The sequence below is a fragment of the Kitasatospora sp. NPDC001660 genome, assembly GCF_053596725.1.
Genome location: NZ_JBSFGU010000021.1, coordinates 79,847 through 106,233 on the forward strand (window position 1 = coordinate 79,847; position 26,387 = coordinate 106,233).

At 73.2% G+C, this 26,387-nt stretch carries 15 protein-coding genes and 1 pseudogene; 7 read left to right on the plus strand and 9 right to left on the minus strand.

The window, feature by feature from the left end:
- Positions 1 to 15: 15 nt before the first annotated feature.
- Positions 16 to 4,023 carry a beta-N-acetylglucosaminidase domain-containing protein gene (locus ACWCXH_RS22825; RefSeq protein WP_449803291.1) on the minus strand — a complete coding sequence of 1,336 codons (4,008 nt, stop codon included), beginning with the start codon at positions 4,021 to 4,023 and terminating at the stop codon, positions 16 to 18.
- Between the two features lie 428 nt (positions 4,024 to 4,451).
- Here ACWCXH_RS22825 and malQ point away from each other — a divergent pair, with 428 nt between their 5' ends.
- Together malQ and ACWCXH_RS22835 are read left to right on the plus strand one after the other, a co-directional pair.
- Positions 4,452 to 6,497, plus strand: coding sequence for a 4-alpha-glucanotransferase (gene malQ / locus ACWCXH_RS22830; protein ID WP_449803325.1), 2,046 nt, complete (start codon positions 4,452 to 4,454; stop codon positions 6,495 to 6,497).
- Positions 6,498 to 6,684: 187 nt separating this feature from the next.
- A complete protein-coding gene (locus ACWCXH_RS22835; RefSeq protein WP_449803292.1) occupies positions 6,685 to 6,912 on the plus strand; it encodes a hypothetical protein in 228 nt (75 codons plus the stop codon).
- Between the two features lie 96 nt (positions 6,913 to 7,008).
- On the opposite strand, the gene pepN is transcribed toward ACWCXH_RS22835, so the two are convergent.
- Entirely contained in the window at positions 7,009 to 9,588 is a 2,580-nt protein-coding gene (gene pepN, locus ACWCXH_RS22840) for an aminopeptidase N (RefSeq protein ID WP_449803293.1), read from the minus strand.
- A gap of 190 nt (positions 9,589 to 9,778) precedes the next feature.
- Positions 9,779 to 11,560 (minus strand): outer membrane protein assembly factor BamB family protein, encoded by a 1,782-nt coding sequence (locus ACWCXH_RS22845; protein WP_449803294.1) that lies wholly within the window; start codon positions 11,558 to 11,560, stop codon positions 9,779 to 9,781.
- Positions 11,561 to 11,826: 266 nt separating this feature from the next.
- On the opposite strand from ACWCXH_RS22845, the gene ACWCXH_RS22850 reads away from it, so the two are divergent.
- The 3 genes from ACWCXH_RS22850 to ACWCXH_RS22860 all read left to right on the plus strand — a co-directional run bounded on the left by ACWCXH_RS22850 (position 11,827) and on the right by ACWCXH_RS22860 (position 16,841).
- On the plus strand, positions 11,827 to 13,020 hold the full coding sequence (locus ACWCXH_RS22850) for an ROK family transcriptional regulator (RefSeq protein ID WP_449803295.1): 1,194 nt from the start codon (positions 11,827 to 11,829) through the stop codon (positions 13,018 to 13,020).
- Positions 13,021 to 13,240: 220 nt separating this feature from the next.
- A complete protein-coding gene (gene dxs / locus ACWCXH_RS22855) occupies positions 13,241 to 15,157 on the plus strand; it encodes a 1-deoxy-D-xylulose-5-phosphate synthase (RefSeq protein WP_449803296.1) in 1,917 nt (638 codons plus the stop codon).
- Positions 15,158 to 15,278: 121 nt separating this feature from the next.
- Positions 15,279 to 16,841, plus strand: a complete 1,563-nt coding sequence (locus tag ACWCXH_RS22860) for an ArnT family glycosyltransferase (RefSeq protein WP_449803297.1) — start codon at positions 15,279 to 15,281, stop codon at positions 16,839 to 16,841.
- A gap of 101 nt (positions 16,842 to 16,942) precedes the next feature.
- Here the strand turns inward: ACWCXH_RS22860 and ACWCXH_RS22865 are convergent, their stop codons facing one another.
- The 5 genes from ACWCXH_RS22865 to ACWCXH_RS22885 all read right to left on the minus strand — a co-directional run bounded on the left by ACWCXH_RS22865 (position 16,943) and on the right by ACWCXH_RS22885 (position 23,657).
- A complete protein-coding gene (locus ACWCXH_RS22865; protein ID WP_449803298.1) occupies positions 16,943 to 19,072 on the minus strand; it encodes a 3-hydroxyacyl-CoA dehydrogenase NAD-binding domain-containing protein in 2,130 nt (709 codons plus the stop codon).
- 2 nt (positions 19,073 to 19,074) lie between these two features.
- A complete protein-coding gene (locus tag ACWCXH_RS22870) occupies positions 19,075 to 20,292 on the minus strand; it encodes a thiolase family protein (RefSeq protein ID WP_449803299.1) in 1,218 nt (405 codons plus the stop codon).
- A gap of 243 nt (positions 20,293 to 20,535) precedes the next feature.
- Positions 20,536 to 21,780, minus strand: coding sequence for an HRDC domain-containing protein (locus ACWCXH_RS22875; protein WP_449803300.1), 1,245 nt, complete (start codon positions 21,778 to 21,780; stop codon positions 20,536 to 20,538).
- Positions 21,781 to 21,946: 166 nt separating this feature from the next.
- Positions 21,947 to 22,663, minus strand: coding sequence for a LuxR C-terminal-related transcriptional regulator (locus ACWCXH_RS22880; protein WP_449803301.1), 717 nt, complete (start codon positions 22,661 to 22,663; stop codon positions 21,947 to 21,949).
- A 331-nt stretch (positions 22,664 to 22,994) separates the two neighbouring features.
- A complete protein-coding gene (locus tag ACWCXH_RS22885; protein WP_449803302.1) occupies positions 22,995 to 23,657 on the minus strand; it encodes a DUF3000 domain-containing protein in 663 nt (220 codons plus the stop codon).
- Positions 23,658 to 23,851: 194 nt separating this feature from the next.
- Between ACWCXH_RS22885 and hemE the strand changes: the two genes are divergently transcribed.
- Positions 23,852 to 24,904 (plus strand): uroporphyrinogen decarboxylase, encoded by a 1,053-nt coding sequence (gene hemE, locus ACWCXH_RS22890; protein ID WP_449803326.1) that lies wholly within the window; start codon positions 23,852 to 23,854, stop codon positions 24,902 to 24,904.
- A 50-nt stretch (positions 24,905 to 24,954) separates the two neighbouring features.
- Here the strand turns inward: hemE and ACWCXH_RS22895 are convergent, their stop codons facing one another.
- Complete coding sequence (locus ACWCXH_RS22895; RefSeq protein ID WP_449803303.1) at positions 24,955 to 25,932, minus strand: DUF4349 domain-containing protein; 978 nt, start codon at positions 25,930 to 25,932, stop codon at positions 24,955 to 24,957.
- A gap of 126 nt (positions 25,933 to 26,058) precedes the next feature.
- Here ACWCXH_RS22895 and ACWCXH_RS22900 point away from each other — a divergent pair.
- A pseudogene (locus ACWCXH_RS22900) lies at positions 26,059 to 26,264 on the plus strand (Uma2 family endonuclease); the annotation flags it as partial.
- Positions 26,265 to 26,387: the final 123 nt, after the last annotated feature.

A 26,387-nucleotide genomic window follows, 5' to 3' on the forward strand; every position in this document is an offset into this window, starting at 1 on the left:
GGTACGCGGCGGCCGCTACTGCTTGGGCGGCGTCCCGGCGGCCGGCGCCTGCTGGCCCGGGGCCTGTTGCCCCGGCTGCTGCTGCGCCGGCGTGGTGCCCGTGGTGCCCGGGGTGCCCGGGGTGCCCGGCTGCGCCGGGGGAGCCACCGGGGCCTGCGGCTGCGCGGGCGGGGTCACGGCGTACAGCTCGACGCCCCACAGCGAGTAGCCGTACTTGGTGGCCCGGGACACGCCCTGCACCCGAACGAACTTGGTGTTCGGGGCGTCGAAGCGCACCGTCTCGTCGCCGCCCTTGCCGCTGTCCACGCTCGCCGCGGTCGTCCAGGTGACCCCGTCCGCCGAGGTCTGGACCTTGTACGACGCGGCGTACGCGGCCTGCCAGTGCAGCACGGCGGCGCCCAGGTCGACGGCCCGCGGCAGCTCCAGCTGCACCCAGGCGTCGTCCTGCGCGGGCGAGGACCAACGGGTCTTCGGGTCGCCGTCGGCGATGTTCGAGGCCGGGAAGTTCGGCGTCTCGTTGCCCGAGGAGGTGGCCTTCGCGCCGACCGCCAGGTCCGGCCCGCCGGTCGGCGGCACCACGTGCACCTGCAGGACCTGCTTGACGACGGTCGAGCCGGCCACGTACTGCACCGGCACCTGGTACGTCCCGGACGGCGTCCCGGCGGCGGCGCTGACCAGCAGCGGCACCCCGACCTTCCCGCCGCGCGGCACCGTCACCCCGGCCGCCGGCACCACCGTCAGGCCCTTCGCCGCCGCGGGCACGGCGGCCTGCAGGGCGCCCGAGGTGCCCTCGGGGCGGCCGGCCGTCACCGTCGCCTGGGTCTGGACGGGCGCGGTCACGCCGGTCACCACGTCCAGGGACGGGTCGGCCAGGGTGAGCCGGGCCGCGGGGGCGTCCGCGTACCAGGGGATCACCTGGTTGACGACCGGCGGGTCGCCGCCCGGCTTCCAGGTCAGGCGGAACGCGTCGGCGGGCTGCCCGCCGGCCGGCAGCTCGTTGTAGCCGGGGTTGACCGTCCCGATGTCGAACCAGGTGCCGTCCGGGCGCCGCAGCGAGACGGTCGCGGTGGCCTTCACGTTCGGGTCGGTCAGCACGGTGAGCCGGTCCACCGGGCGGGCGGAGCCCAGCTCGACGGTCAGCGGCTCGTCCTGCGCGGTCGGCGCGCTGGCCGCCCGGTACGCGGTGTCCGGGTTGCCGTCCAGCACGGCGGCCGGCGAGGAGCCCGGCAGCGCGGCCGGGCCGCCGCTGACGCTGGCCGGGGCCTCGTCCGGCGCCGTCACGGTGAACTCGCGCACCGCCACCGCGGTCTTCTGGGCGGCGGTGGCGCGCAGCCGCACCGCCCGCACCACCGTGCCGGCGGGCACCTGGGCGCTGACCGTCTTCTGGTTCTTCACCACGGCCAGCTGCTTCCAGCCGCCCTCGCCGGTGGAGTACTCCAGCACGCCGTCGCGGATGTAGTCGTCCACCGCGGTCTGGGCGTCCGGGCCGTCGCCCCACCCGCCCATCAGGACGGTGACGCCGCTGACCGGGCGCCCGGAGCCGAGGTCCACCCCGACCGAGTCGCCCGGCTGCGGGGGAGCGGAGCTCCAGTAGAAGGTGTCGGCCTGGCCGTCGGTCATCAGGGCCGGCACGTGGTCGTGCGCGGAGCCCATCGTCGTCGTCGGGGTGATGCCGCCGTTGACCACGCCCGCCCAGTTGTCGGCGGCCCGCAGCGCGTGCTCCAGGAACGGGCCGAGCACGCCCGCGCCGATCGTCGCCGGGTTCTGGGCCAGCTTCTCGCGCAGCCGGTTCAGCTCCACCCGGGCCTTCCACGCGGCGGCGCCGTCGCCGCCGTGCTGGGCCAGCAGCATGTCCAGCGCGGCCTGCCCGGCCAGCCCGTAGTCGTGCAGCGGCGCCAGCCACGGCGCGGCCTCGGCGGCCAGCGCGGACGTCGCCTGGGTGCCGGCCAGCGTCTGCTGGGCCGTGGCCATCGCGCCGAACGCGTCCCGCAGCGGCCCCGCCGCGTCTATCAGCTTGGTGAGGTCGGGCGTCGCGCCCGAGGTGGGCTCGGCCGTCGCCCAGAACTTGTCCAGCAGCGGGGTCAGATAGCCCGACTCCTGCTTGGACAGCGGCGAGGACACGCTGTTCCCGGCCAGCGCGGTGACCGCCGACAGCGCCGACCCGGCCGGGGTGGCCGAGGCGCCGGTCGGCCCGGCCAGCGCGCGCAGCGCGGCCTGCCAGGACTCGTCCGGCTTGTACGCGGCCGGGTTCCAGGCGAAGTCGCCCGCCGTCGACAGGGCTATCCGGGAGGCCACCGGCTGCTGCATCGCGCCGGTCAGCATCAGCGCCGAACGGCTCGCCACCTCCGGGTCGCGCCCGGTGTAGGCGCCGAGGTAGAGGCGGTCCGGGGTGGCGTCGTTGACCGGGTAGTTGTCCATGGTGACCAGCGGGTGCCCGTACAGGCCCGCGGTGTCCGCCGCCTGAGCGCCCGTGATCTTGTCCGGGATCACCCCGACCCCGCTCCACGCCACCTGCACCCCGGCCGGCAGCGCGTCCGCGAGCGCCTTGCGGTACGGAGTCGACCCCGACTGGTGGTACTCGGTCGGGACTATCGACAGCGGTGCCAGGCCCGGGTTCTTCGAGATCAGCCGGTCCTGCACCTTCGCGGCCAGCGCCGCCTGTGCCTTGGCCGCCGCGGCCGGGCCGGTGCCGTACGCCGAACGGTCGTCGGAGCAGTGCCACTCGTCGTAGCTCACGTCCAGGAACTGCAGCTGGAACGCGGTGAAGCCGAGTGCGCGCAGCCCGTCCAGCTTGGCCACCAGCGCGTCCACGTCCTTGCCCGAGCTGAAGCAGAACGACTGCCCCGGGTCGACGGCGTACCCGAGCGTGACGTGGTTCACCGCCGCCCGGCTGCCCAGCTCGCGCAGCTCGGCCACCTGCTCCGCCGGGTACGCGTCGCGCCAGCGGGACAGCCGGAACGGGTCGTCACCGGGCGCGTAGAGGTAGAAGTTCTGCTTCGACCGGCCGAGGAAATCCACCTGGTCCAGCCGCTGCTGCGCGGTCCACGGCGTGCCGTAGAACGCCTCCGCGGTGCCGCGCACCGGCGCCCCGGACGGCCAGTCGCGCAGCGTGATGCCCGGCAGGCCGAGCCCCGACGCGCCCGGCGCCTGGTTCTGCCCCTGCCCGGCCGGCACCGCGGCCAGCAGCTGCCGCAGGCTCTGCGCCGCGTAGAAGGTGCCCGCCGCGTCCGCGCCCGCCAGCACCACCGCGCCGTACGTCCCGCCGCCCTGCGCGGGCAGCTGACCGGCCGCCAGCACGTAGCCGCCGATCGGCAGCCCGATCAGCGACGGCGCGGCGCCGTCCTTCGCTCCGGCCGCGGCGGCCAGGTCGCGCAGCGCCCGGTCCACCGCGCTGCCCGCGCCCTCGGAGGGCCCGCCGACGTACACCACGAGAGAGCCCGCGGCCGGGGGGGCGTTCAGGTCCGGCTGCGGGGTGACGTCCGTCGCCCCGGCGATCCCGAGCACCTCGTGGACGGCGTCCACCGCGCCGTGGTCCGCCTTCGGCGCCGTCACGAGCGTCACCGCCGCCGGCACCACGACCGGCTTCCCGGCCACCGTCTGCTCCTGGGGCCGCGGGAACACCTGCGGGTTCGTCACGCTCCCCAGCGGCGTCTGCGGCGCGGTGCTCACCACGTCCGGACCCGGCGCCGCCGAGTAGGCCGCCGCCGCGGGCACCGGCCCCGCGAGCAGACCGCCGACCACGGCCGCCGCGGCGACCCCCGCCGCGATCTGCATCGCCCGCCGCCCCGGCTGCCTGCCTCCGGCCGCCCGCTCCGCCCGGACGGCCGCCAGCAGCGGCTCCGTCCCCTTGAGGTCGGCGATCAGCCGGTCCGCCGTCTTCGGCGCCAGCTGACGGCACGTCCGCGCGGTCGCCCGCCGGGCCGCCAGCGCCGCAGGGTGGTACAGCACGTCCCGCAACGCAGGGCTCTGTTCCAACTGGTGCCGCAGCCGCCGCCCGGCCACAACGGAAACTCGGGCTTGCACAGGAGCCTCCTCGCCAGGCCTGGACCACATCGCCGCAACCCCACCAGCTACCCAACCCGGTGTCAACGCCGTCGTCGCGTATGTCTAGTTTGCCCCGTTGATCATCTACTGATCGTCTGCCGCCCGCACCCGCTCCACACCTCACCCGCCACGCCCCCGCACCAGCCCACCCCCGCAGTCGCCCCCATGCCGGCCGCGCGCTCCCACCCTTCTTTCCCTCTCCCTCCCCCTCACCCGGCAACCGATCGACCAGTCGTCCTCGTGTCGCGCAGGGTCATCGGGTCGTCACGCGGGTAGGACTGTGGTCGTCCTGAACTGGCGTTGCCGAGACATCGCAGGAGCCGCGAGTGGCCGCTTATCTCGACCGTGACGGAGCCGAAGGGCTCAAGGTGCCGGCGCAGGACGCTCCGGCCCCGCCGCCCGAACTGATGGCGCTGGCGCAGGCGTACGGGGTGGACCCGCGGGATCCGGGGCCCGGCGGGGTGCCGGTCGGAGCGCGGACCCTCATCGCGGTCCTGCGGGCGCTCGGGGTCGAGGCGGGGACGCCGGAGGAGGCGCGGGAGGCGCTGGAGCGCCACCGGGCCGAACTCCAGGCCCGGTTGCTGCCGCCCTGCGTCGTCGTGCGCCAAGGACGCCGCACCGCGCTGGACGTTCCCGCCGACGCCCGCCTCCGCGTCGAGCTCGAGGACGGCGGCGTGTGGGAGCTGCCCAGCGGCCACTCCCACTGGCTCCCGGCCGACCTTCCCCTCGGCCGTCACGTCCTCAAGGCCGAGACCGGCAGCGGCAGAGCGCGGGCGGCCCTCATCGTCGCCCCCGACAAGCTGCCCGAACTCCCCACCCGCAGCTGGGGTTTCCTCGCCCAGCTGTACTCCCTCCTGTCCGACCGCTCCTGGGGCATGGGCGACCTCGGCGACCTCGCCGACCTCGCCCAGTGGGCGGGCGCCGACCTCGGCGCGGGCTTCGTCCAGATCAACCCCCTCCACGCCGGCCTCCCCGGGGCGCCCTCCGACCCGTCCCCCTACCGCCCCTCCTCCCGCCGCTTCGCCGACCCCGTCCACCTGCGCGTCGAGGCCGTCCCCGAGTACGCCTACCTCACCGGTGAGCAGCGCGCCGAGGCCGAGGAGCTGGGCCGCCGGGCCGCCCGGCTCCGCGCCGAGGTGCTGGTGCACGACGGCCTGATCGACCGGGACGCCGTCTGGGCGCTCAAACGCGAGGCGCTGGAGCTGCTGCACGAGGTGCCGCGCGGCGTCGGCCGCGACGCCGCGTACCGGGCGTACCTGCGCCGCGAGGGCGAGTGGCTGGAGCGGTACGCGCTGTGGAACGCGCTCGCCGAGGAGCACGGCCCGGACTGGCACGGCTGGCCGAAGGGCCTGCGCCACCCGGACGGTCCGGGGGTCGAGCGGGCCCGGAAGGAGCTCGCCGACCGGGTCGAGTTCCACCGCTGGCTCGCCTGGCAGGCCGACCAGCAGCTGGCCGCCGCCCAGGCGGCCGCCGCCGGGGCGGGCATGCCGGTCGGCCTGATCCACGACCTCGCCGTCGGCGTCCACCCGGACGGCGCCGACGCCTGGGCGCTGCAGGACGTGCTGGCCGGCGGCATCTCGGTCGGCGCCCCGCCTGACGCGTTCAACGCGCACGGCCAGGACTGGGGCCTGCCGCCCTGGCGCCCGGACGCGCTCGCCGCCGCCGGCTACGCCCCGTACGCGGAGCTGCTGCGGGCCGCGGCCCGGCACGCGGGGGCGGTCCGGATCGACCACGTGATGGGGCTGTTCCGGCTGTGGTGGGTGCCGGAGGGGCACGCGCCGACGGAGGGCGCGTACGTCCGCTACGACGCCGAGGCGATGCTGGGCGTGCTGGCGCTGGAGGCGCACCGGGCCGGGACGGCGGTGATCGGGGAGGACCTGGGCACGGTGGAGCCGGGCGTCCGGGAGGAGCTGGCGGAGCGCGGGATCCTCGGGACGTCCGTGCTGTGGTTCGAACGGGACTGGACGGCGGGCGGGGAGGTTCTGGCGCCGGACCGCTGGCGAAAGGGCTGCCTGGCCACCCTCACCACCCACGACCTGCCGAGCACGGCGGCCCGGCTCTCCGGCGAGCACGTCGAGCTGCGGCACCGGCTGGGGCTGCTGGCCCGGCCGCTGGGGGAGGAGCAGGCGGAGGCGGCGGGGGAGCTGGCCGAGTGGCGGACGGCGCTGACGCGGCTGGGGCTGCTGGCGCCGGGGGATCCGCTGTCGATGCCGGTGCTGTACCGCTTCCTGGGCGCCACCGGGGCGGGGCTGGTGGGCGTGTGGCTGCCGGACCTGGTCGGCGACCCGCGCCCGCAGAACCTCCCCGGCACGTGGGACCAGTACCCGAACTGGCGCCTTCCGATCGCCGACGGCACCGGCCACCCGGTCACCCTGGAAACCCTGGCCACCAACCCCACCGCCCTCTTCCTGGCCGGCCTCCTGGCCCCCACCCCGCAACGCCGCCCCAACTGACCCCCACCCGCCGGGAGGGCGCCCCTGACCCGGGCGCCCCGTCAGGTCCACCCCGACGCGCGCCACCCCACCGGAGCCCCACCTGTCCCTGCCGCCACTCCCGCCCGGAGGGCACCCTCATCCCCGCAGTCCCGTCAGGCCCACCCCGACGCGCGCCACCCCGTAAGCCCCGGGTAAGTTGGAAAACGTGGACAAGAGGAACGCTTTGCGAGCCGGCGCGGTCTCCGCAACGGTCACGCTGATGATGCTGCTGTCGTCGCCCGCCATGGCCCTCACCCGGGACGACGGCGACGACCCGGGCCATGGCCTGAGCATCGGCCAGACCATCGGCCTGTACGTGCTGGTCCCGATCGCGGCCTTCGCGATCATCGCCGCCCTCGCGGGCATGCCGTACGGCAAGGGCAAGAAGAAGTAGCCCGACGGTCCGCAGGCCGTCCACCGAAGACCCGCACGACCCCGAAGGGGCGCCGGACCGAGTCCGGCGCCCCTTCGGGCGTTCCCAGCGGTGGCGTCAGCGCGCCCCCGCCGCCCGGTCGGCGTCCTGCGCCCGGAGCGCCCGCTCGATCCCGGCCTTCGCCTCGACGACCTGGCGCCGCAGTGCCGGCGCCGGGTCGGCCGAGGCCAGCCACGCGTCGGTCGCGTCGACCGTCGCCTGCGACACCTGCAGCGCCGGGTACAGCCCGCCGATGATCTGCTGCGAGATCTCGTGGCTGCGCGTCTCCCAGACGCCCTTCACGGCCGCGAAGTACTTCGCCGCGTACGGTTCGAGCAGCTCCCGCTGGTCGGCCTGCTGGAAGCCGGCGATCGTCGCCTCCTGCACGTAGTTGGTGAGCGTGTCGGATTCGACGACCGCCGCCCACGCCTGCGCCTTGGCCTCGGCGGTGGGCCGCGCCGCGCGGCAGGTGGCGGCGTGCTCCTGGCCGGCCGCGGTGTTGTCGCGCTCCAGCTCGGCGGCGATCGCCGCCTCGTCGGCGCGCCCGGTGGCCGCGAGCCGGACCAGCAGGGTCCACCGCAGCTCGGTGTCGACCGCCAGGCCCTTGATCTCGGCGGAGCCGTCCAGCAGCCCGGCGAGCAGGCCGAGCTGCCCGTCGGTGCGGGCGACGGCCGCGAGCGTCCGGGCCCAGGCCAGCTGGTGGTCGCTGCCCGCCTCGGCCGTCCGCAGGTGCTCCTCGGCGGCGGCGGCCCAGCGGCCGAGGCCTTCCTCGCGCCACGCGGGGTCGGTGTAGGCGTCGAGGGCGAGCTTGACCTGCCGCTGCACGGACTGGACGACGCCGATGTCGCTCTCGCGCCCGATGCCGGACAGGGCGAGCGACAGGTAGTCGCGGGCGGCGAGTTCGCCGTCGCGGGTCATGTCCCAGGCGGAGGCCCAGCACAGGGCGCGCGGCAGCGACTCGGTGAAGCCGCCGAGGTTCTCGGTGACGACGGCGAGCGAGTCCTCGTCGAGCCGGATCTTGGCGTACGAGAGGTCGTCGTCGTTCAGCAGGACGACGGCCGGCCGGTGCCGCCCGACGAGCTCGGGCACCTCGGTGCGCGGCCCGTCGACGTCGAGCTCGATCCGGTCGGTCCGCACCAGCGAGCCGTCCACCAGCTCGTAGCACCCGATCGCGATCCGGTGCGGTCGCAGCACGGCCTCGCCCTTGGCGCCGGCCGGGAGCGCGGGGGCCTCCTGGAGCACGGTGAAGGACTCGATCTCACCGTCCGTGTTCAGCACGATCGACGGCCGCAGCACGTTGATGCCGGCGGTCTCCAGCCAGGCCGTGGACCACGCCTTGAGGTCGCGTCCGCTGGCCTGCTCCAGTGCGCCGAGCAGGTCGCTGAGCCGGGTGTTGCCCCAGGCGTGGCGCCTGAAGTAGGCCTGCACGCCCTGGAAGAAGGCGTCCTGGCCGACGTAGGCGACGAGCTGCTTGAGCACCGAGGCGCCCTTGGCGTACGTGATGCCGTCGAAGTTGACCTGGACGTCCTCCAGGTCGTTGATGTCGGCCATGATCGGGTGGGTGGACGGCAGCTGGTCCTGCCGGTACGCCCAGGTCTTCATCTGGTTGGCGAAGGTGGTCCAGGAGTGCGGCCACCGGGAGCCGGGCGCCTCGGCCTGGCAGACGGCCTCGGCGAAGGTGGCGAAGGACTCGTTCAGCCAGAGGTCGTTCCACCACTCCATGGTGACGAGGTCGCCGAACCACATGTGGGCGAGCTCGTGCAGGATCGTCGCGGCGCGGGCCTCGTACGCGGCGTCGGTGACCTTGGAGCGGAACACGTACTGGTCGCGCAGGGTGACGGCGCCCGCGTTCTCCATCGCGCCGGCGTTGAACTCCGGGACGAACAGCTGGTCGTACTTCGCGAACGGGTAGGGGAAGTCGAACTTCTCCTGGAAGTAGTCGAATCCCTGCTTGGTGACCTCGAACACGGCCTCGGCGTCGAGGAATTCGCGCAGCGAGGGCCGGCAGTAGACGCCGAGCGGCACCTTCTGGTCGCCGTTCTCGTAGCTGTCGAAGACGCCGACGTACGGGCCGGCGATCAGCGCGGTGATGTAGGTGGAGATGCGGCCGGTCGGCTCGAAGGCCCACACCCGGGTGTCCCCGTCGCCGGTCGGCTGCGGCGTCGGCGAGTTGGAGACGACGACCCAGCCCTCGGGGGCGGTGACGGTGAAGGTGAACGAGGCCTTCAGGTCGGGCTGTTCGAAGGAGGCGAAGACGCGGCGGGCGTCCGGCACCTCGAACTGGGTGTACAGGTAGGTCTCGCCGTCGACCGGGTCGACGAACCGGTGCAGGCCCTCGCCGGTGTTGGTGTAGGCGCAGTTCGCGACGACGCGCAGCTCGTTCTCGGCCGCGAGGTCCGGCAGCGGGATGCGGCTGTCGGCGAAGCTCGCGGGGTCGAGCGGGGCGCCGTTGAGGGTGATCTCCTCGACGCTCGGGGCGACGAGGTCGATGAACGTGTCCGCGCCGGGGGTGGTGGCGGTGAACCGGACCACGGTGGTGGACCGGAAGGTCCCGCCCTCGCGGGCGGTGCCCAGGTCGAGCTCGATGTCGTACGCGTCCACGTGCAGGAGGTCGGCCCGGGTGCGGGCCTCCTCGCGGGTCAGGTTGGTGCCGGGCACTCGCTGAACTCCTTCGTCGGGCTGGTGTTGCGCATCTTCCCATGCCCAACGCGCGAGCCCGCCGAATAATCGCAGGCGGACGAGCCCTTGCGCGCAACGACGGACGACCCCTGTACGCGCAACGACGGGAGGGGCGGGCCCGGGCCGAAGCCCGTGCCCGCCCCTCCCGCGAGAGAGCGTCAGCGCGACGTCACTTCTTCGTCCACTTGGTGAGCGGCGAGTCCGAGCTGTACCGCGAGAAGCTGAGGACCGCGCTGGCGTCCTGCGCCATCACGTACTCGTTCAGGCTGGCGGCGATGTCGAGACCGCCCGGCATCGCAAGGGTCCCGAGGTCGGTCATCGATCCGTCGTTCGGCGAGAGGGTCACCAGCCGCGCGGGCTTCTTGTAGCCCTGGGTGAGGATCGCCCGGACCTTGCCGTCCTTGTCGTAGCCGGAGACGAGCCGGATGTCCTGGTTGGCCGTGGAGTTGGTGGCCGACCAGATCCGCTTGCCGGTGGTCAGGTCGTACGCGTTGACGGCCGACTTGGTGCCGCTGGCCTGCACGTACAGGATGTTGCCGCTGACCACGTTCTGGCTGATCGCGTCGCCCTGGCCGGACAGGCGAAGGCTGTCCGAGCCGGGCTCCTTGACCGACATCGGGGTGCCCGGCTTGTTGCTCTTGTCGAACGGCAGGACGTAGTCGCCGTTCGTGCCGTTGGTGATGAGCGCCACCAGCGGCTGGTCGGAGACGATCTTGTCGACCCCCTCGATGCTGCCGGCGAGCGCGAGCGGAGTGCTCTTCTGCGCGCCGGTCTCGGCGTCCACGACGTACAGCTGCGACTTCGGGCTGCTCTCGTAGCAGCGGTCGCTGACCACGATCTGGGCGCCGGCCGCGCGGCCCGCCACGCTGCAGCTGCTGTCGCGCGGCTTCCACGACCAGATGGTGCTGCCGTTGTCGATGTTCACCGCGCCGACCACCCGGCCGCCGATGGCGAGCACCTTGTCGGTGACGCTCAGGGTCGGGTCGGAGACCCGGTCGTTGGAGACCTTGGCGCTCCAGAGCATCTTGCCCGTGGTCAGGTCGACGGCACCCATGGTGGAGCAGTCGCTGTCGCCGGTGTTGAAGGCGACGGCGCCGACGTTCTTGGAGTTGGGGCTGTACGACGCGGCGCACAGCTCCTTGGCTCCGGTCGGCACGGGGACGGACCACGCGGGCTTGCCGTCCGACAGGTTGTACGCGCGGATGCCGCTGGAGTCCACGCGCACGGTGAGCTTGTCGGTGCCCCAGATGCCGAGCATCTGGTTGCTGCCGTCCGAGTCGGTGCCCTTGGGGACGCTCCAGGCGACGTTGTAGCTGGCGCCGCCGCCGTTGTTGCCGCCGTTGTTGCCGCCCGCGGAGCTCGTGTCACCGCTGGTGCCGCTGCTGGTGGAGCCACCGGCGGTGGTGGTCCCGCCGTTGTCGGCGACCGGGTTGCTGGGCTTGTCCGGCAGGGTGAACAGCACGATCAGGCTGGCGACGATGGCGACCGCCAGCACGCCGCCGATGATGCTGCCCCACACCATCACGGGGTTGCGCTGCTTGGGTACGGCCGGCACCGGCGCGGTCGGGTGGGCGTACCCGCCCTGCTGCTCCTGCGGGTAGCCGTAGCCGCCGTAGGTCTGGCCGGCGTCGGGCGCCGCGTACGCGGCGCCGGGCACCGGGTCGTACGGCCCGACGGGCGCGCCGGCCGGGGGCGGCGGCGGGGCCTGGGAGGGGAAGGCGGCGGCGGTCGGCGCGTAGGCCGGGCCGGCCGGCGGTGCGGCGGGCGGAACCGGCGGCGGGCCCGCGGGTGCGGCCGGGCCCGGGATCGCCGAGCCGTCGAGCTGTGTCATCTGGTCGGCGACGGCGGCCGGATCCATGCCGGGCTGGCGCCCGAACGAGACGCCCCGGTTGTCCTGCGGGCCGCTGCCGGGCGTTTCGCCTGTCCCCGGCGTAGGGTGATCCCCTGCCATCTGATTCCCCGTCATGTCTGGACTTGTCCCCCTGCCGGTACCGTCCGCGGTCCGGTGGGACGCGTGAGATTGGGCACCATGCTAGTGGTGACCGGTTTTCGGCCGCTGGCAGGAGCCCGAAAGCCCCCCGGGACCCCCTCGGGATCCCCCCACCGTCTCAATGCCACCGTGACCTGACGGCCCCAACCCCCACCCGGAGCCGTAGGCTTCAGGAGTTGAAGGGGACGCCCAATGGAGGGGTCCCCGCCCCCTTGGGATGGTGGATCATGGCGACGGACACACCGGGCTCGCAGTCATCGCTGCACCGGGCGAACCTGGAGCGCGTGCTGCGGGCCGTACGGATGGCCGGCTCGCTGACCCAGGCCGAGATCGCCCGCGGCACCGGCCTCTCGGCGGCCACCGTCTCCAACATCGTGCGGGAACTGAAGGAGAGCGGCACCGTCGTCGTCGCCGACACCTCCTCCGGCGGCCGCCGCGCCCGCAGCGTCTCGCTCAGCGGCGACGCCGGCATCGTCGTGGGCATCGATTTCGGCCACACCCACCTGCGGGTCGCCGTCGGCAACCTCGCGCACCGCGTGCTCACCGAGGAGAGCGCCCCGATCGACGTCGACGTCTCGGCGGCCCAGGGCTTCGACCGCGCCGAGGCCATGGTCGAGCGGCTCCTGGAGCAGGCCGGCTTCCGCCCGGACAAGGTGATCGGCGTCGGCCTCGGCGTGCCGGGACCGATCGACGTGGAGACCGGTGCGCTCGGCTCCACCGCGATCCTGCCCGGCTGGACGGGCATCGCCCCCGGCCGCGAGCTGGCCGAGCGGCTCGGCATGCCGGTGCACGTCGACAACGACGCCAACCTCGGCGCGCTCGGCGAACTGGTCTGGGGCGCCGGCCGCGGCCTGAGCGACCTCGCCTACATCAAGATCGCCAGCGGCGTCGGCGCCGGCCTGGTGGTCAACGGCCAGATCTACCGCGGCCCGGGCGGCACCGCCGGTGAGATCGGGCACATCACCCTGGACGAGGCCGGCCCGGTCTGCCGCTGCGGCAACCGCGGCTGTCTGGAGACCTTCGTCGGCTCCCGCTACCTGCTCTCCCTGCTCACCTCCACCCTCGGCCCCGACCTCACCCTGCCCCGGGTGGTCGAGCTGGCCCACCAGGGTGACCTGGGCTGCCGCCGGGTGATCGCCGACGCCGGCCGGCAGATCGGCACCGGCGTCGCCACCCTGTGCAACCTGCTCAACCCGCGCCGGGTGATCCTCGGCGGCGACCTGGCCGAGGCCGGCGAGCTGGTGCTGGCCCCGATCCGCGACTCGGTCGCCCGCTACGCGATCCCGAGCGCCGCCCGCCAGCTGTCCGTGGTGCCCGGCACCCTGGGCGGCCGCGCGGAAGTGCTGGGCGCGCTGGCGCTCGTGATGAGCGAGATGGGGGAGTCGGGCGCCCTCGCCGCCGCTTCCGTCAACCGGGGATGACGCAACCGCGTCCCGCCCGGACCCCCGTCACCTCGGGGATCGTCCATGACCGGCCGGTGGCACCGGGCGCGCCGCTCGGTGTCCGGCAGGCGGACATTAGACTCGACCGGTCGGCACCGACCACGACCGTCGAAGCGGACCGTCGAGGCGCACCGGCACACCGGGCAGCGACGCCCGTCGGACCGGCCGCGGTCCGCGAACACTGAACGAGGAGGAACGGGTGGCCCTGCTGACCCGCATTCGGGGACCGCGCGATCTCGACCGGCTCACGCCCGGACAGCTGGCCGCACTGGCGCAGGAGATCCGGACCTTCCTGGTGACGGAGGTCTCCAAGACGGGCGGCCACCTCGGCCCCAACCTCGGTGTGGTGGAGCTCACCATCGCGCTGCACCGGGTCTTCGACTCCCCGCGCGACCGCATCCTCTTCGACACCGGCCACCAGAGCTACGTCCACAAGCTGCTCACCGGCCGCCAGGACTTCTCGATGCTGCGGATGAAGGGCGGCCTGTCCGGCTACCCGTCCCGCGCCGAGTCCGAGCACGACGTGATCGAGAACTCGCACGCCTCCACCGTGCTCTCCTACGCCGACGGCCTGGCCAAGGCGAACCAGCTCCGGGGCGGCAACGACCCGGTCGTCGCGGTGATCGGCGACGGCGCGCTCACCGGCGGCATGGCCTGGGAGGCGATCAACAACATCGCCGACGCCAAGGACCGCCCGGTCGTCATCGTCGTCAACGACAACGAGCGCTCCTACTCGCCGACCATCGGCGGCATGGCCAACCACCTCGCCACGCTGCGCACCACCCAGGGCTACGAACGCTTCCTCTCCTGGGGCAAGGACGCGCTGCAGCGCACCCCGGTGGTCGGCCAGCAGCTGTTCGAGACGCTGCACGGCGCCAAGAAGGGCCTCAAGGACTTCATCGCCCCGCAGGGCATGTTCGAGGACCTCGGCCTCAAGTACATCGGCCCGATCGACGGCCACGACCTCACCGCCCTGGAGTCCGCGCTGACCAAGGCGCGCGGCTTCGGCGGCCCGGTGATCGTGCACTGCCTCACCGAGAAGGGCCGCGGCTACCACGCCGCCGAGAACAACGACGAGGACCGTTTCCACGCGGTCGGCGTGATCCACCCGGAGACCGGCCTGCCGATCAAGAGCGCGGGCAAGGACTGGACCTCGGTCTTCGCCGAGGAGATGGTCGCGCTCGGCCACGAGCGCGAGGACATCGTCGGCATCACCGCCGCCATGCTGCACCCGGTCGGCCTGGCCCCGTTCGCGGAGGCCTTCCCGCAGCGCATCTTCGACGTCGGCATCGCCGAGCAGCACGCCGTCACCAGCGCGGCGGGCCTGGCCACCGGCGGCCTGCACCCGGTCGTCGCCGTCTACGCGACCTTCCTGAACCGCGCCTTCGACCAGGTCCTGATGGACGTCGCCCTGCACAAGCTGGGCGTCACCTTCGTCCTGGACCGGGCGGGCGTCACCGGCAACGACGGCGCCTCGCACAACGGCATGTGGGACATGTCGATCCTGCAGGTCGTCCCGACCCTGCGCCTGGCCGCCCCGCGCGACGCCGACCAGCTGCGCGCCCAGCTGCGCGAGGCCGTCGAGGTCAAGGACGCGCCGACGGTCGTGCGCTACTCCAAGGGCACGGTCGGCCCGGCCGTCCCCGCCGTCGGCCGGATCGGCGGCATGGACGTGCTGCGCGCGGCCGGGGAGCCGACCGGGGCGCACCGCGCCGACGTCCTGATCGTCTCGGTCGGCGCGATGGCCGGCACCAGCCTGGAGGTCGCCGACCTGCTGGCCGCCCAGGGCATCACCGCGACCGTCGTGGACCCGCGCTGGGTCAAGCCGGTGGACCCGGCCCTGCCGGGCCTGGCCGCCGAGCACCGGGTCGTCGTCACGATCGAGGACAACGGCCGTGTGGGCGGCGTCGGCGCCGCGGTGGCGCAGGCGCTGCGCGACGCCGAGGTGGACCTGCCGGTGCGCGACTTCGGCATCCCGCAGGAGTTCCTCGACCACGCGACCCGGAACGAGATCCTGGCGGAGATCGGCCTCAACGCCCCCGACATCGCCCGCAAGGTGACCGCTCTGGTGGCCGGCCTGGACAAGGCCGACACGGAGGCCCGCGTCGAGGCCTGAGCCCCGCCGCCGGGGGCCGACTGCCCCAACTCTGTAACAGCTCGTAACAGGACGAGCCGATTATCGCACCGAAGGCGGGACCGGCGCTGCCCGCGCCGATCCCGCCCGGTAGGTTGTGTTCGTGCCGACCACCCCCACCCACCCCCGCCTCGCCCGGCTGGCCCAGCGCCTGCCCGAGCGCGTCCGGGCCGCCGTCCTCACTGGGCCCCTCCTGCCCGTTGGCGGGCAAGGAGGGCGGTACTGGACCAGGCTGGTGCCGGTGCTGGCGATGGTGGCGCTGCTCACCCACATCCCCTCCTTCGCCCGGCCGGTGTGGAGCCCCGACGAGGGCTTCCTGGCCACCCAGGCCCGGATGCTGGCCGACGGAGGGGTCCTGTACGACACCGTGGTCGACCGCAAGCCGCCGCTGCTGCCCTGGCTCTACCAGGCCTGCTTCGCCGTCTTCGGCTCGGCCTCGCTGTGGCCGCTGCGCACCCTCGCGGTGGCCGCCCACCTGGTCACCGCGATCCTGCTGGCCTCCATCGCCCGCGGCCGCTGGGGCAACCGGGCCGGCGCCGGCGCCGGGCTGCTCTACCTGCTGGTCTCCATCGGCCTCTCCCCGGAGGACACCCAGGCGGCGACCTTCGAGGTCTTCATGCTGCCCGCCATGGTGGCCGCCTTCCGCTACGCCGAGCGCCGTCGCTGGCTGGCCGCCGGCATCGCGGTCGCGCTCTGCTCGCTGACCAAGCAGACCGGCGGTGCGGTGCTGCTCCCGGTGCTGTGGATGCTCCTCCAGGACGCCCGCCGCCGCGGGGTGCGCTGGCCGCCCGCCCTGTTCAAGATCGGCTTCGGCTTCGCGCTGCCGATAGTCCTCGTCGCGGTCATCCTGACCAAGCCCAAGGGCTTCCTCTTCTGGGTGGTCACCGGCAGCGGCGACTACGCCTCCTTCGGCGGCGACTGGCTGCAGATGATCGGCCGTGCGCTCGGCAACTCGGCCATCCTGGTCGCCGCCGGTCTGGGCTTCCTGCTCCCGGTCGGCCGACGCCTGTGGCTCAGGCACCGCCACCGCCCGCTGCCGGTCGCCGGCGAGGAGCACGGCTCCACGGCGGACCTGTGGGTGTGGCTGCTCTCCTCGGTCGTCGCGGTCAGTGTGGGCTTCCACTTCTTCGGCCACTACTACCTCCAGCTGATCCCCCCGCTGGTGCTCCTGGGCACCGGCGCGGTGGCCACGTCGGCGATCCGCTGGAAGCCCGTCCTCGTGTACACGACGGTGGCCTCGACGTTCTTCTGGGGCCTCGCCCTGGCCTGGCCGGGGGAGCGGCTCAGCCGCACCACCGAGGTCGCCACCGCCGTCGCCGCCCAGACCACCCCCAAGGACACCGTGCTGGTCTGGGGCATGCACCCCGAGCTGTACTGGCTGGCCGACCGCAAGCCCGCCACCCGCTACCTGACCGCCGGCTTCCTCACCAACTACAGCGGCGGCAAGGACGGCAGCCAGAACGTGGGCGAGCAGTTCAGCGTCTCCAACGCCTGGCAGACCTTCGACAAGGAGCTGGCCAACGGCCTGCCCGAGGTCTTCGTGGACGATTCCGGCATCGCCCCGTACCAGCCCGTGCTGGTCCCCCGGATCGAGAACCTGCTGGACACCCACTACGAGATGATCGGCGTCATCGGCGACACCGTCTTCTACCGCCTCAAGCACTGACACCGCCTCAAGCACTGACCCCGTCCGGCCCGCCCCGGACGCGAGGGAGCCCCGGTGACCGTCCAGGTCACCGGGGCTCCCCCGTTCGTACGGGCTACGCCTTACGCGGGCACCGAGGCCACGCCGGGGGCGAGGAACTTCTTGCCGTTCACCCGCTCCGAGACGCCCTCACGGTCCAGGTACGGGGTGATCCCGCCCAGGTGGAAGGGCCAGCCGGCACCGGTGATCATGCAGAGGTCGATGTCCTGCGCCTCGGCGACGACACCCTCCTCCAGCATCAGGCCGATCTCCTGCGCCACGGCCTCCAGGGCGCGGCTCAGGACCTGCTCCTCGGTGAGCACCGAGTCGCCGAAGGTCAGCAGCTCCAGCACCTCGGGGTCGAGGACCTGCTTGCCGTCCACCCAGGTGTAGAAGCCGCGCTTGCCGGCCTTGACCACCTTGCCGAGGTTCTCGGAGACGGTGAACCGCTCCGGGAACGCGCCGTGCAGGGTCTCCGAGACGTGCAGCGCGATGGCCGGGCCGACCAGCTCCAGCAGCATGATCGGGGACATCGGCAGGCCGAGCGGCTCGACGGCCTTCTCGACCGTGGCGATCGGGGTGCCCTCGTCGATGATGTTCTGGATCTCGCCCATGAAGCGGGTCAGGATCCGGTTCACCACGAACGCCGGGGCGTCCTTGACCAGCACCGAGGTCTTCTTCAGCTTCTTCGACACGGCGAAGGCGGTGGCCAGCGACGCGTCGTCGGTCTGCTCGCCGCGGACGATCTCCAGCAGCGGCAGGATCGCGACCGGGTTGAAGAAGTGGAAGCCGACGACCCGCTCGGGGTGCTTCAGCTTCGAGGCCATCTCGGTGACCGACAGCGAGGAGGTGTTGGTCGCCAGCACACAGGTCGGCGAGACCACGTTCTCCAGGTCGGCGAAGACGGTCTGCTTGACGCCCATCTCCTCGAACACGGCCTCGATGACGAAGTCCGCGTCGCCGAAGGCGGCGGCCTTGTCGAGCGAGCCGGTGACCAGGCCCTTGAGGCGGTTGGCCTTGTCCTGGCCGATGCGGCCCTTGCCGAGCAGCTTGTCGATCTCGGCGTGGACGTAGCCGACGCCCTTGTCGACGCGCTCCTGGTCGATGTCGGTGAGGACCACCGGCACCTCCAGACGGCGGGCGAACAGCAGCGCCAGCTGCGAGGCCATCAGACCGGCGCCGACGACGCCGACCTTGGAGACCGGGCGGGCCAGCGACTTGTCCGGCGCGCCGACCGGGCGCTTGGCCCGGCGCTGCACCAGGTTGAAGGCGTAGATGCCGCTGCGCAGCTCGCCGCCCATGATCAGGTCGGCCAGGGCCGCGTCCTCGGCGTCGAAGCCGGCCTGCAGGTCCTGGTCCTTGACCTGGGCGATGATGTCCAGCGCCCGGTAGGCGGCCGGGGCCGCGCCGTGGACCTTGCCGTCGGCGACCAGACGGCCCCAGGCGACGGCGTCGTCCCAGGCCTTGCCGCGGTCGATCTCCTCGCGCTCGACGACCAGGTCGCCCTTGACGACCTTGGCGGCCCACAGCAGCGACTGCTCCAGGAAGTCGGCCGGCTCGAAGATCGCGTCGGCGATCCCCAGCTCGAACACGTCCTTGCCCTTGAGCTGCTTGTTCTGCGCCATCGAGTTCTCGACGATGACCTTGACGGCCTTCGCGGCGCCGATCAGGTTCGGCAGGATGGTGCAGCCGCCCCAGCCGGGGACGAGGCCCAGGAAGACCTCGGGCAGCGAGAACGCCGGGACGCCCGCCGACACGGTGCGGTAGTCGCAGTGCAGGCCGACCTCGACGCCGCCGCCCATCGCCGCGCCGTTGTAGAAGGCGAAGGTGGGCACGGGCAGCGCGGCGATCCGCTTGAAGACCTCGTGGCCGCCCTTGCCGATGGCCAGTGCGTCCGCGTGCTCCTTGAGCAGCTCGACGCCCTTGAGGTCGGCGCCGACGGCGAAGATGAACGGCTTGCCGGTGATCGCGGCACCGATGATCGTGCCCTCGGCGGCCTCCGCCTCGACCTGGTCCAGCGCCTCGCTCAGCTTCAGCAGCGAGCCCGGGCCGAAGGTGGTCGGCTTGGTGTGGTCGAAGCCGTTGTCCAGGGTGATCAGGGCCAGCTTGCCGGCCTGCAGCGGCAGGTCCAGGTGGCGCACGTGCGCGGTCGTGACGACCTCGCCCGGGAACAGCTCGGCGCCGTGCTGGAGCAGCTCAGTGGTGTTGGTCATGCTCACTTACCACCCTCGAAGTGGGGGTTCTCCCAGATGATGGTGCCGCCCATGCCGAAGCCGATGCACATCGTGGTGAGGCCGTAGCGGACGTCCGGGCGCTGCTCGAAGCGGCGGGCCAGCTGGTTCATCAGGCGGACGCCGGAGGAGGCCAGCGGGTGACCGAAGGCGATCGCACCGCCGAACGGGTTGACGCGCTCGTCGTCGTCCGCGATGCCGTAGTGGTCGAGGAAGGACAGCACCTGGACGGCGAAGGCCTCGTTGATCTCGAAGGCCTGGATGTCGTCGATGGTGAGGCCGGCCTTGGCCAGTGCCTTCTCGGTGGCCGGCACCGGGCCGATGCCCATGACCTCGGGCTCGACGCCGGCGAAGGCGTACGAGACCAGGCGCATCTTGACCGGGAGACCGAGCTCCTCGGCGACGTCCTCGGCGGCCAGCAGCGAGGCGGTGGCACCGTCGTTCAGACCGGCCGAGTTGCCCGCGGTGATGTTGCCGTGCGGGCGGAACGGGGTCTTCAGGTTGGCCAGCGACTCCATCGTGGTGCCCGGGCGCAGCGGCTCGTCCACGGTGGCCAGGCCCCAGCCGGTCTCGCCGACCCCGGGGTTGGTGTTGCGGATCGAGATCGGCACCAGGTCGGGCTGGATGTCGCCGTTGGCGTACGCCTTGGCGGCCTTCTCCTGGGAGCGCACGGCGTAGGCGTCGCAGCGCTCCTTGGTGATGTGCGGGAAGCGGTCGTGCAGGTTCTCCGCGGTCATGCCCATGAACAGGGCGGACTCGTCGACCAGCTTCTCGGAGACGAAGCGCGGGTTCGGGTCGACGCCCTCACCCATCGGGTGGCGGCCCATGTGCTCGACGCCACCGGCGACGACCACGTCGTACGCGCCGAAGGCGATGCCGCCGGCGGTGGTGGTGACGGCGGTCAGCGCACCGGCGCACATGCGGTCGATCGCGTAGCCGGGCACGGACTTGGGCAGGCCGGACAGCAGGGCGGCGGTGCGCCCGATGGTCAGACCCTGGTCGCCGATCTGCGTGGTGGCCGCGATCGCGACCTCGTCGATGCGCTCGACGGGCAGGTTCGGGTTACGGCGCACGAGCTCCCGGATGCACTTGACGACCAGGTCGTCGGCGCGCGTCTCGTGGTAGATGCCCTTCGGGCCGGCCTTGCCGAACGGGGTGCGGACGCCATCGACGAAGACGACGTCCCTCGCGGTACGAGGCACGGGGGCTCTCCTCCCAGGGACCAACAGTTCGAGGTGGGCAGGCTGCCGCCGGTGAAGTCCCGAGCGGCGCCGCTTCACGGTCATGCTACCGGTCGGTAACCAGCCTGCCCAGGCCCCTCGGAGGGTTCACCGGGTGTGTCCCGCGACACGTCCCACCAGGACGGCGACTGTCGGACGCCCCGGATGCGCCAAAAAGGGGATGCCGTCCGTCCGGACGGCATCCCCTTCGGTGAACGTGCGGGGTCAGCCCTGCGCGGCCGTCGCCGCGGCGAACGCGGCGGCCACCACCGGGGCCACCAGGTCGACCTGCCACTGCCGGGCGCCGAGGCCGCGCAGCGCGGCGGCCAACCCGGCCGCGCTCACGTCGGCCGGCGGCTCCCAGGAGACCCGGCGGACCAGGTCGGGGGTGATCAGGTTCTCGGCCGGCAGGTTGTGCCGCTCGGCCAGCTCGCTGACCGCGGTGCGGGCGCCGGACAGCCGGGCGGCGGCGACCGGGTCCTTCTCGGCCCAGGCGCGCGGCGGCGGCGGTCCGTCGTGCGGTGCGGCGGCCGGCGGCAGCTGGTTCTCCGGCACCTCCCGGCCCCGCTGCACGGCGGCCAGCCACTGCTCCAGCTGGCGCCGGTGCACGCGCGGACCGAAGCCCTGGACGGTCTGGAGCGCGGCGATGTTCAGCGGCATGGCCAGCGCGGCGTTGACGATCGCGGCGTCCGACAGGACGCGGCCCGGCGAGACGTCGCGCTCCTGCGCCATCCGGTCCCGGGCCAGCCAGAGCTCGCGCACCACGGCCAGCTGGCGGCGCCGGCGGACCTTGTGCAGCTGCGAGGTGCGCCGCCACGGGTCGGTGCGCGGGGCCGGGCGGGGTGCGGCGGCGATCGCGGCGAACTCCTCCAGGGCCCAGCCGAGTTTGCCCTGGGCGTCCAGCTCCTGTTCGAGTGCGTCCCGCAGCTCGACCAGCACCTCGACGTCCAGGGCGGCGTAGCGCAGCCACGGCTCGGGCAGCGGGCGGGTGGACCAGTCGACCGCGGAGTGCTCCTTGGCCAGGCTCAGGCCGAGCACGCTCTCGGTCATCGGTCCGAGGCCGACCCGGGCGAAGCCGGCGATCCGCCCGGCCAGCTCGGTGTCGAACAGCCGCCGCGGTCTCATGCCGACCTCGGCCAGGCAGGGGAGGTCCTGGGTGGCGGCGTGCACCACCCATTCGGCGTCCGCCAGGGCGGTGCCGAGCCCGCTGAGGTCGGGGCAGGCGATCGGGTCGATCAGCGCGGTGCCGGCGCCCGCGCGGCGCAGCTGGATGAGGTACGCGCGCTGCCCGTAGCGGTAGCCGGAGGCCCGCTCGGCGTCGACGGCGACCGGTCCGGTGCCCGCGGCGAAGGCGGCGACGGTGGCTGCCAGCGCCCGCTCGTCCGCCACGACGGGCGGGATCCCCTCCTTGGGCTCAAGGAGCGGGACCGGGGCTGCTTCTTCTGGGATGGCTGCTACGGCGTCGGTCACTCACCAAGGGTACGACGGTCCTCGGAACCGGGAGTGTTGTCGGACTGGTCAGACCGGGTAGCCGACTATGCCGCCGGGGCCTCAGGGGGTTGCTGCGGCGGCTCAGGAGGAAACGTTCCTCCTGAGCCGCCGCGGTGGTTCGACCAGCAACACGGCCCCGATCGGCTCAGTGGATGATCCCGGTGCGCAGCGCGACCGCGACCATGCCGGCCCGGTCGCCGGTGCCGAGCTTGCGCGCGATGCGGGCGAGGTGGCTCTTGACGGTCAGTGCGGAAAGGCCCATCGCGACGCCGATCGCCTTGTTGGACTGGCCCTCGGCCACCAGCCGCAGCACCTCGACCTCGCGGCCGGACAGCTCGCGGTAGGCGGCCGGCTGCGCGCCCGGGGCACCGGGAGCGCCCGGGGCACCCGGTGCCCCGGCCGTGCCCGGCACGCCCGGCATGCCGGGGCGGCGCATCCGCCCGGCCAGCCCGGCGGCGCCGAGCGGCAGGCCCGGGCGGCCGGGCATGGCGACGTTGGTGCGGGTGCCGGTGACGACGTATCCCTTGACGCCGCCGGCCAGCGCGCTGCGGACGGCGCCGATGTCGTCGGCGGCGGAGAGTGCGAGGCCGTTGGGCCAGCCCGCGGCACGGGTCTCGGCCAGGATGGTCAGCCCGGAGCCGTCCGGCAGGTGTACGTCGGCGACGCAGATGTCGCGGGGCGTGGAGACCCGGGGGCGGGCCTCGGCGATCGAGGACACCTCGATCACGTCGCGGACACCGAGCGCCCAGAGGTGGCGGGTGACGGTGTTTCGGACGCGCGGATCGGCGATGACCACCATGGCGGTGGGCTTGGTCGGGCGGTAGGCGACCACGTTTGCGGGGTGCTCAAGAAGGACCGACACCAGGTCTCCTGCGGGGAGTGGCGGACGGAACCCCGATGGGGGCGGTCGGAGTGTTCCGCGTTCGGAAAGGGTCACAGTCTGCTTCGGCAGCTACCGTGTCCGGCTTTAGCGAAAGATCACGATCTAGTGAGTAACAATACGGACAAATCGCGCAAATGATTGATGCGACATGCCTGGTATTCGCACAAAATCGATCAGATTCGTCACCGATTGGGTCGGGATCGGTCGCTTTTGAGCGGCGAATTGACGTAGAGCGGGTCCGAAGCCACACTCCGTCAGCCCTGGGGGTGGCGTCGGGCCGGTCGGTGCCGCGAAGCCCGGACGCCACTCCTCAGTGCGAGCGCGGGCGCCGCCGGGCGGGCATCGGGACCACCCCACCGAGTGACGGGGCGTCGGCGGGCGCCTGCGGGGCCGGTGCGGCCGGCGGCAGGCCCGCGCTGATGCACAGCAGGTCCCCCCAGGCCGCCAGGTGCCGCTCGAAGCGGCCGTCGGCCGGCGTCCAGGAGGCCCGGATCTCGATCTCGGTCGAGGACGGACGGTCCGCGAGCGCGCCGAAGTACTGCGAGGCGCACCTGGTCACCGTGCCGGACGGCTCCGCGTACCCGGCGCCGTGCGCCTGCAGCGCGTCCAGCAGCCAGGCCCAGCCGACCTCGGAAAGCATCGGGTCGCCGGCCATCTCCGGCTCCAGCTCGGCCCGGGTCATCGTCACCACCCGGAACTCCCCGTTCCAGGCCTCCTGCCCGGCCGGGTCGTACAGCAGCACCAGCCGGCCGTCCGCCAGCTCCTCGCCGTCGACCTCGACCGAGGCGGTCACCGCGAACGCGTGCGGGGCCAGTCGGCGCGGGGCCGGCGCGGGGGACAGCTGCACCTCGGGCCGCAGCCGTGCCGCGTCGAATGCCGCCACGGCGGCCCGGAACTCGCTCGGCACCCCCTCCCGACCCGTTCCGCCACCTGCTCCGCCACCCTGTGCGGGGTGCCCGCCGACCGCTGCCATGACCCGAAGACTAGGTCGAAAACCCGGGTTATCGCCGCAACTTCCGTCCGAGCGGCGTGCCGGAACGGCAAACGCGGCCAGATCTTGGAGGAACCGACGAGACCGGTCGGGGAGTGCGGTCCGGGGCGCGTGCGAAGATTTGAACCGTGAGCGAGACAACGGCAGACACCACGGCGGCCACCCACGGCCGGCCCATCCCCGCGCGCCGCGGCGCCGCGTACGACTCCGCGTTCCTGCGCGCCTGCCGGCACGAGCCGGTGCCGCACACCCCGGTGTGGTTCATGCGCCAGGCCGGCCGCTCGCTGCCCGAGTACCTGAAGGTCCGCGAGGGCATCCCCATGCTGGAGTCCTGCATGCGGCCCGAGCTGGTCAAGGAGATCACCCTGCAGCCGGTGCGCCGGCACAAGGTGGACGCCGCGATCTTCTTCAGCGACATCGTGGTGCCGCTCAAGGCGGTCGGCATCGACGTTGAGATTAAGCCGAACGTCGGCCCGGTCATCGCCGACCCGATCCGCACCGCCGAGGACCTCAAGCGGCTGCGCCCGCTGGAGCCGGACGACGTCCCGTACATCACCGAGGCCGTCGGCCTGCTCGTCGACGAGCTCGGCGGGACCCCGCTGATCGGCTTCGCCGGTGCCCCGTACACGCTCGCCAGCTACCTGGTCGAGGGCGGGCCGTCCAAGAACCACGAGAACACCAAGGCCATGATGTACGGGCAGCCCGAGCTGTGGGCCGCCCTCGTCGACCGGCTCGCCGACATCACCGCCGCCTTCCTGAAGGTGCAGATCGAGGCCGGCGCCTCGGCGGTCCAGCTGTTCGACTCCTGGGTCGGCTCGCTCGCCCCCGACGACTACCGCCGCTCGGTCATGCCGTCCAGCGCCAAGGTCTTCGACGCCGTCGCCCGCTACGGCGTGCCGCGGATCCACTTCGGCGTCGGCACCGGTGAGCTGCTCGGCCTGATGGGCCAGGCCGGCGCGGACATCGTCGGTGTCGACTGGCGGGTGCCGCTGAACGTCGCCGCCGAGCGGGTCGGCCCCGGCAAGGGCCTGCAGGGCAACCTCGACCCGGCCGTGCTGTTCGCCCCCACCAAGGTCGTCGAGACCAAGGCCCGCGAGGTGCTGCACGCCGCCCAGGCGCTCGGCACCAGCGGCCACATCTTCAACCTCGGCCACGGCGTCCTGCCCAGCATGGACCCGGACGCGCTCAGCCGGCTCGTCGCCTTCGTGCACGAGGCCAGCGCCCGCTGACGGCCCCCGGTGGCGGGCCCCTCCCGGCGAGGGGCCCGCCACCGGTGCGTTCAGTCCACTCCGTCCGGATCGGGGGCGGGCACGGCCGGTACGACGGGCACGGGCGCGGGCCGGGTGACGGGGCCGTGGTCGCGGCGCCACCACCAGTACGCCGCCGCGGCCGGAAGGCCCAGCACCAGCAGGAACGGCGCCACCGCGGCCAGCGCGACGACCAGCCCGCGCAGGATCGTCAGCAGCACGTGCCAGCCGCCGGCGAGGGCCGAACCCGCCGAGGCCCAGAAGCCCTTCGCCTCCGCCTTCGGCGCGGGCGGCGGGGTCGGCACCGGCGGCACCTCGCGGTGCACCTCCAGCGTGATCGTCGAGAGCGACGTCTTGCCGGACAGCTCCTTCTGCTGCTTCTGCAGCGACTCCAGGTCCGACTCCCGGCGGCTCAGTTCCGCCTCCAGCGCGGTGACCTCGCTCAGCGACTTGGCCTGCCCCATCAGCGCGCGCACCCGCTCCACGCTCGCCTGCTGGGACTGCACCCGGCTCGACACGTCCGCGACCTGCTGCGTCAGGTCGTCCGCCTGGCTCTTGCGGGACACCACCTCGCCGAGCCCGGCCAGCCGGTCCAGCGTCTGCTGGAACGCCGCCGACGGCACCTTCAGCGTGAGCTGACCGCCCGCGTCGCCGTCACCGCCTCCGGCCATCGACTCGCCACCGACGTAGCCACCCGCGGAGTCGGCCATCTCCCGGGCCATGGCGAGCAGTTGGCCGACGTCCTTGGTGCGCAGGGACAGCTGCGCCGTGTACGCGATCAGCCGGTTGTCCGCCACCGGCGCGGCACTCGCCGCACCGTTCGCCGCACTGCCGCCCGCCGACGCCTGGGCGGTCGGCGGCGCACTGGGCACCGCCGCGGCAGCCGGCCCCTTGGCCGCGGGCGCCGCCGCGGAATCCCCCCTCCCCCCGTCGGCCGCACTGCACCCGGCCCCCAACAACACCACCACGGCAGCCAGCGCCGCCACCACCCCCGCACGTCTCTCCCTCATCGGGATCCTCCCCAAGTCCGTTGTCAGGTCTCCCCATTGGACGGAAAACGCGCACGGACGGACCCCACCGGGAGATCGCAACTCCATCACAGCTCGGACGCGGCCCGGACTCGCTATCTCGGGACCATGAGCGAGCTGCCGGACTGGATGTACGCGCCCAGAGCCGAGGGTTGGTTCGCGGACGACCTCGACCACCTGCCGCAGGCGCCGCGGCACACCGAACTGATCGATGGAGCCCTGGTTTTCATGATCTCCCCCAGTGCTGGTGGCACGGCGCCTTGCGCCGCCAGGTGCCGGAGGGGCACAGGGTCGGGCGGGAGATGACGATCAAGCCGGGATCTTCCGGGGCACGCTGGAGCGGCCGGTGCCCTTCCCGCTCGCGATCGATCTCGCCGGGCTGGTGCCGAGGGGTGGGAAGAGTGCAGGGGATTGAGGCATTCGTGTAAGGACCTGCG